We start from the raw sequence: 366 nt of genomic DNA, 5'->3' as shown, positions 1-366 counted from the left end.
CGGGTCCCCGACCTTGAGCACACCAATCCGCTGCTCAACGGCCCAGGACACGACCATGCCGGCGGCTTCATGCTGGGCCTGCCGGACCCGACGCTTGTGTCGGCCCTCCACCAGCCGCGCCCGGCGGCGGTATTCGCGCCACCGCCGCGACCCCCGCTGACCCGGTTTCGGGGCGCGGCGGGCGACCGTGCGGCGGCGGGTCTTGGTGTCGGCCAGGTGCATACGGTGCTCGGCGCGGACCGCCCGCCCCGACACCAACAACCCCTCACCATCCGGGCCGGCCACGGCATAGGGGTGGATGATCCCGAGATCCACACCCGCCACCCGGGACGGGTCCGGTCCCACGTCGGGCGCATACGTGGCCAT

The 366-nt window shown here is 73.5% G+C and carries 1 protein-coding gene; it reads right to left on the bottom strand.

What is annotated here, in order from left to right; all coding sequences use genetic code 11:
- Positions 1-345, bottom strand: a 345-nt coding sequence (locus ACNAW0_RS30740; protein ID WP_416291539.1) for a transposase, incomplete at its 3' end; no start/stop codon positions are given.
- Positions 346-366 lie beyond the last annotated feature (21 nt).

The organism is Micromonospora sp. SL1-18, from assembly GCF_047921505.1.
Taxonomy (GTDB): Bacteria; Actinomycetota; Actinomycetes; order Mycobacteriales; family Micromonosporaceae; genus Micromonospora.
The sequence above is the reverse complement of the archived record's forward strand: the minus strand, read 5'-3'. Positions and strand labels throughout refer to the sequence as shown.